The sequence below is a fragment of the Schlesneria sp. genome (assembly GCF_036405755.1).
Lineage (GTDB): Bacteria > Planctomycetota > Planctomycetia > Planctomycetales > Planctomycetaceae > Schlesneria > Schlesneria sphaerica.
Window position 1 is genome coordinate 1 of the sequence record NZ_DASWWZ010000069.1, and the last position, 6286, is coordinate 6286.

Genomic DNA, 6286 nt, shown 5'->3' on the forward strand with positions numbered 1-6286 from the left:
GAAGTCTTCAAATTGCCTGAAACGTAAAAAATCGCTACGACTCCGCATCCATGGATTCTCAGGTCAAGGAAGACGGAGCCGCAGCGATCATGAAGGATTATCCCAGCAGCCTCACGGATGAGCAATGGAAGGTGATTGAAAAACTGTTACCCAAGCGGGCCAAAGTTGGCCGACCGCCTGTGGACCGCAGAACCATTCTGGATGCGATCCTGTACCTGAATCGAACCGGTTGTCAGTGGCGTTACTTGCCTCTCGAATTCCCTCACTGGAAGACGGTTTACACTGTTTTCTGGCGCTGGCGTCGAGACGGAGTCTGGAATTCGCTCCACGAAGCCCTTTGTCGAAAGGTTCGTCAGGCGGCTGGCAAGAAGCCAACGCCGAGCGTGGCCATCATCGACAGCCAATCGATTCGTACCGCGGAAGGAGGAGCGGAAAGAGGCTACGATGCAGGGAAAAAGGTGACTGGCCGCAAACGACACATCGCCGTTGATTCGCTGGGGCTCATCTGGGGAGTCGTCGTTCATGCCGCCTCCTGGCAGGATCAGGACGGAGCTTGCTACCTTCTGCACAAGCTTGAGCCGTTCGGTCGATTGCGCCGCATCTTTGCGGATAGCGCCTATGGACGAGATGGACTACCGAAGTGGGTCAAAGAGTCATTCGGATGGATCTTGCAGACGATCTTACGGCCGCCGAACACCAGCGGATTCGTCGTCTTGCCAAAGCGATGGATTGTGGAACGAACCTTTGCCTGGCTCGCTCGGCACCGACGGCATAGCAAGGACTATGAGCATAACCCCGAGACCAGTGAAGCCATGATTCAGATCTCCATGATCGGACTCATGACTCGAAAGCTTGCTAACCAAAGTCGGGTTTGAAGACTTCTTCTTAGGCTCCGTGCGGTGTAGAAGACCATCTCGTCGGCCCGGTAGTTATCAGGAACTCCCATGATCTCGTGGTGAAGGATGAGGAAAATTTTCATATCAATGGGCATCCGGTACCGATGTGCGACGTTTTCAGATCCGGTTAAGAAATCGCAGGGTGGCCCGACCGCCTGTTCAGGGCAGTTGGGTCGCGGAGCGACATGATGTGATACCATGAGTGTTCCTTTTTTTGGGATCACCGCACGCAGTTTCCTTCTGTCTACCATGGTAGAAAGACGCTGGGTGGCCCGACCGCCTGTTGAGGGCGGTTGGGTGCCGGAGGCACAAGATACAATCTCGTCGGCTGGCCACTAGACATTCGTGGTGAATTCATCATCCGCTTCCAAACCAGGCGGCCACCGAATCGGTAAACCAACAGACTTCTGTTCAAGGTACCAGCGAGGCGAACTCCACGGCCAGTCCCTGGCTCGTTCCACCAACCCGGCCCGAACGGGATTCATGTGCATATAGTCCAGTTTTTCTTCCCCCTTGGCCCGCGACCAAATATTGAATCCGTAGTAGCGTGCTTGCCAGATGGGATCAGAGGAGTCAATCTGGGACCAGTCGTCCTGGAAATGCTGGGGCAAGACGGTTTTTAATGATTTCGAAGTCAGTTCCTTCCACTTGTTCGTGAATGGGCTCAATTGCCACGTTTCCGGGAACCAGATGAGAGCATGGACGTGATCCGGCATAAACACAAATCCCAGGCAAGGCCCCTGATGCTGTGCCAATCGACTCCCCATGGTGCCAATGACGATTTTCTTCGCTTGATCATGCTGTAGGTGCTTGCGCCTCTTGTCGCACGAGAACGTCACGAAGTGGATCTGCTTCTCAGTGTCGTAAACGCGTCTTTCAACCAAGGTGGACAGAGGAAAACTGCGTACGGTGATCCCAAAAGAAGGGAACACTCATGGGATCACATCATGTCGCTTCGCGACCCAACCGCCCTGAACAGGCGGTCGGGCCACCCTGCGGTTTTTATTCTATTAGCTTGTTCAATTTGGTTTTAGCAGATATGTAGAATGGCGCGATTGTCTGAAGGCGTTGTTGCTGACAAATCATCAATCTCTCTCGTGGCTCTCACACTTTTGGAGCGGTCCTCATGAGTGACGCTGATCCGAATCCTGGTGACGCAGCGGCGCCGGTTGTCGCGGGAAAGAAGAAGCGGTCGGTGCTGGAACGCATTCTGGTCTGGGGTGGAATTCTCGCACTCCTGTCCATTGTTTTGGTGGAGTGGAGTTCCAAGAAGTTCTATGGAGAAGCTCTTCAGAACTTAGAAAAAAAGCTTCAAGTTCGCAATGCAGGTGGATTACAAATTGGCCTGCCCTTGGCCGAGGCCAAGAATTACGTCCGAGGTTTTACGTTTCAAAGCGAGAGAGGAAAACGCCCGCGTCGCCGCCTGACTTACGCTTGGCCCAGCCTGTTTAAGACATTTAAAATCGCGATGATCGTGGATGACGATGATCAGGTCGTTTCTGTTGATTCGCATGACGAATTCGACGACGGGCCAGTAAGACCGAATAGCTTGGGTGCTGAGACGGAGGCCCGGTTTTACCTGAAGAGTCCCAAAGTAAAAACGGACGAGCAGGTTCTTGAATTGGCCCGTCAGGAGAAGCCCCTCAGTGACCATTTTGGGACTCGGTATGGCTCATTGATTCGAGAACTTGTACGACAGTCGTTCCTCATAACAGCGCGGTGTGAGATGGGGCTGACCACGCGCGATTCCGCATTTGGAGAGGTCCTTCTACTTGAGAACGCAGAACCTCGGTTCCCTTTGCAAGTGGTTGTGCAGATGGAGTATCGACATGAACCACCGAATCCGGTCTGCAGGATCGACGTCAGCCGAGTTCAACCTGACGGCAAGAACTACTCATGGACGAAGTCGCTCGAGATTCATGGTCAAGACCTTGAGAATTTCGTGACCCGACTCGAGATCTTGTCGCGCGGGGAGTTCATTCAGGTTTTGCAGGATGCGGGATTCATTCGACTGACCCCACCGAAATGGGAATCTGCGTTGGCCGAGTCTGGCGTCGAACCAAGTCTGGATGTTGTCTCTCAATTCAGCGAACTGCGGCGGCTTAGCGCCGAACTGACCACTCACGGGGAATCCTATGCTCTTTTGGAACGACTGGTAAGAGTCTACGCGAACCTTGGTAGCGTGACTGACTTCTATTGGAGTTCCACTTCGAAGTCCTTTAAAGCTCGCTCACTGCTTTATGCCGACCGCTATTTTGCGAAACAAGGTGTGACGGTGCGATCGCTTGCTCATCGAGCTTACGCCCGCGCGCTGGCGGGTCGACATTCGGCTGCATTGGCTGACGTCTCCGCAGCCATGAAACTCGAGAATGAAACGAAACCGGCTTGGCTGGAATTGATCGACGCCTACTGCTCGTACAAACCCGATGTTCTCCGCAGAACCAAGGGCGACTGCAAAGAGTTGTCGCTCTACCTTCTGATGCGTGTGCTTCAGCACAGCGGTAGCTCGAAGCAGTTTACCGCCGCGATTGATCGCTTTCTGGATGCAAATCCTGCGTCATTGCGTGCCTGTCGGTCATTGTGTGAGACGGGAGAATTGGGGAGCTACCGTGCTGCGACTGAGAGCCGATTCGACATGGCATGGAATCAGGTCTATCAGCGGCTTGGAGCCATTTCAGATCTTCCGAACGAGGCTCGCGAGGTAGTTGATGCCCAAGTCAAGGTGAACGGACTCAATCCAGATCGCGAACACTCATCCCGAATCGCGCTGTTCCAAGCCCTGCGGAATTCCGGTGCACAGGCCAGTGACAAAAGCGAACCATCCTGGAGCATGCTGGCTGAACTTTTGGAGGAAGCGACATTTGTGCAAGTGACAGATGTTTTGTACTGCCAGAAATCAATGCTGGGTGTCAGCGCCGAACGTTCGTTGACTGAACTTCGTCCTCTCGTGGCGACGCATCGGATGAAAGGATTTATCGAATCATTCACGGTCGATCCGCAGCGCAGCACGATCACACTCTCGAATTTCACGAGAATGCTAAACACCCAAGACTATGAACCGCAGATGGAGATTTTTCTCAGTTTTTACCATCGATTTGCGGACAATGCTGCCTACAGTTACTTCTTTCAACGGATCTTCGCGAACAGTGATTTGCTCTTCAATGACCTGCAAATCGAGAGCAAATACCAATCGCCGCCCCATGACCAGAGAGCTCAAATCTGGCGTGGAATCAGTCCTTATCATCCCGCATCGGTGGCGTTCTCGATTCGGCATGACTGGAGCAGTATTAAAGGCATCGCCCCTGACTGGGAAGACACTTATTCGAAATGCCCGAATGTCATGATCGCTCTGGGGCAAAAATATCGCAGCCTGGGTCGTTCGGAAGAGGCAATTCGATGCCTGAAGAAATCGATCGAGACTGCACCGTCATACGAGGCGTATCTCGAATTGGCGGATGAATACTATGTTCAGGGAGATCTGGTGGCTTACCAAGAGACACTGGAAGACTCTCTCGATACTCCTGATTTCGGACTGGAAAAAGCAAATGTCCAACAGCGGCTCGCATATTTTCTGATGAAAAAGGGGAGATGGGAAGAAGCTCAACCCTTCGCCGCGGAAGCAGCGGCAACTTACTCGGGCTGGGGTCTGAACACAGCAGCGCGCTGCGCCGAAGGTCTCAAAGCCTGGCGAACTGCAGAGGACATGCATCGGCGCATTTCCGAACGTTACTCTGGTTCTCAAACGGATTGGTATTTCTGGTGCGTCCGCACCGGCCGGGGCAATATCGACTCGGCGCGTGCCGTTGCCGACACCTATTGGCAAACCTTCGTCCCTCCGTACGCAACCTACCAGAAAGACACTCTCTTTTATCGGCACCTGATTGACGCGGAGAATGAAAATGCTCTTGAGATCATTCGCACTTTAAAAGTCGAGCCGCTCAATGCTGTTGACACCATCGATCTGGACTTGGATCCTCGCTGGGTGCTGCATGGAGCGGTGCTTGCCGATGAACTCAAGGATTCTGCTCTGCGAGACAAGCTTCTGAATTGTTTGCCGATCCTGTGCGCCCGACATAGTACTCAAGTCGTCCATCTGGCGAATCTTTTTGCACGCGCTTTAAAGGATCCAGACAACTTTCAATGGGACGCTGTGACGTTCGATGAAATGATGACCCGCGCGTTCTATGACGAGGTGACATTTCTGTACTTCGTCGCAGGACGATTTTTGGAAATTCATGCCCAAGAGGAACTGGCTCGTCGTTATTTGCTGACTGCGGCGACCTCTTTTCAGGTTGATAAGCGATCTTGCATGCTCGCATCGTTGATGCTGCGCTCCCAAAATATTCCGGTCGGTGAATCACGGCTCTCTGAGCTTCCTGATGATCTGGAGGCCTTTAGCGTCCTCATCACCAAAGCGAGAAATTTAAGAGGAAAACGCGCGCTGGAGGAGGCTGAAAAGTATCTGGAGGAGGCGGCAGCGCTGGGCCTTAGCCCGAGTACCGTACTGGTGGAAAAGTCCTTGCTGGCCGAGGCTCGCAAACAGTATCCTGAGGCGATCCAGTATCTCGAAGCGGCGATTCAAGCAAACCCCAACAGCGTCGACGTTCGCTCACGATTGGCGTGGTTGTTAGCCACTTGTCGAGACGACAAGGTGAGAAATGGGGCTGCCGCACTCAGTCAGGCACAGGCCGCGTACGAACTGGAGCAATTCAAGAGCTACCCAACGTTGATAGCTCTGGCGGCAGCCTACGCGGAGACGGGACAGTTCAAACTGGCGGCTGAACAAGAGCGGTTAGCCGTCCAACTCGTCAGCGATTACCCAGAACGCTACGACCGCTTGCAACTCTATTTGCATGAAAAGCCATTCCGCTATCCGCCGCTTCAAGAGTCGACGGATAGCACCGAGAATGTCAAATCGCAATGAGCGATTACGCTTCGAGGTGTATCTCATGCGTGATTCGTGCGGTCAATGCTGGCCTGCCGGTGATTTCCGTACCAGTTGTGATAAGAGTCAGGTCTGTAGGGGGCTGAACGTGTGGGCCTAGAGCGGAGGCGCAGGCGTCGCCGGAGCCGTAGCGGAAGGACCGCACGTTCGCGCGAACTCCGCCGGGGTCTGATACCCACGCGAACTGTGAGGTCGCACTTCGTTGTACTGACGTCGCCACGACAGGCCCAGGCTCGTCGCTGAACGCAGTGATTCAAACACTTCGCAGGCCAGAAACTCATCCCGTACCTTCGAATGAAAACTCTCCGCGTAGCCATTCTCCCACGGTGAACCAGGCTCGATGTACAGCGGCCCCACCGATGACCGCTCCAGCCAATTCCGCAACGCTTTGGCAATAAACTCCGGTCCGTTGTCACTCCGGATATGTGCCGGTACGCCATGAGCC

The 6286-nt window shown here is 53.7% G+C and carries 4 protein-coding genes; 2 read left to right on the top strand and 2 right to left on the bottom strand.

Annotated elements, in window-relative coordinates; all coding sequences use genetic code 11:
- The first annotated feature begins 89 nt into the window (after nt 1-89).
- Nucleotides 90-875, top strand: a complete 786-nt coding sequence (locus VGE80_RS02405; protein WP_440591549.1) for an IS5 family transposase — start codon at nt 90-92, stop codon at nt 873-875.
- 356 nt (nt 876-1231) lie between these two features.
- Here VGE80_RS02405 and VGE80_RS02410 read toward each other — a convergent pair whose 3' ends face one another.
- Complete coding sequence (locus VGE80_RS02410; protein WP_440591546.1) at nt 1232-1828, bottom strand: REP-associated tyrosine transposase; 597 nt, start codon at nt 1826-1828, stop codon at nt 1232-1234.
- Between the two features lie 194 nt (nt 1829-2022).
- Between VGE80_RS02410 and VGE80_RS02415 the strand changes: the two genes are divergently transcribed.
- Nucleotides 2023-5820 (top strand): tetratricopeptide repeat protein, encoded by a 3798-nt coding sequence (locus VGE80_RS02415; RefSeq protein ID WP_440591547.1) that lies wholly within the window; start codon nt 2023-2025, stop codon nt 5818-5820.
- 117 nt (nt 5821-5937) lie between these two features.
- Here the strand turns inward: VGE80_RS02415 and VGE80_RS02420 are convergent.
- A partial coding sequence (locus tag VGE80_RS02420) for an integrase core domain-containing protein (protein ID WP_440591548.1) occupies nt 5938-6286 on the bottom strand: 349 nt, incomplete at its 5' end.

What these genes read in the sequence shown, in the direction of transcription:
- VGE80_RS02405 (WP_440591549.1), top strand. Translation starts at nt 90, where the DNA reads ATGAAGGATTATCCCAGCAGCCTCACGGATGAGCAATGGAAGGTGATT.
- VGE80_RS02415 (WP_440591547.1), top strand. Translation starts at nt 2,023, where the DNA reads ATGAGTGACGCTGATCCGAATCCTGGTGACGCAGCGGCGCCGGTTGTC.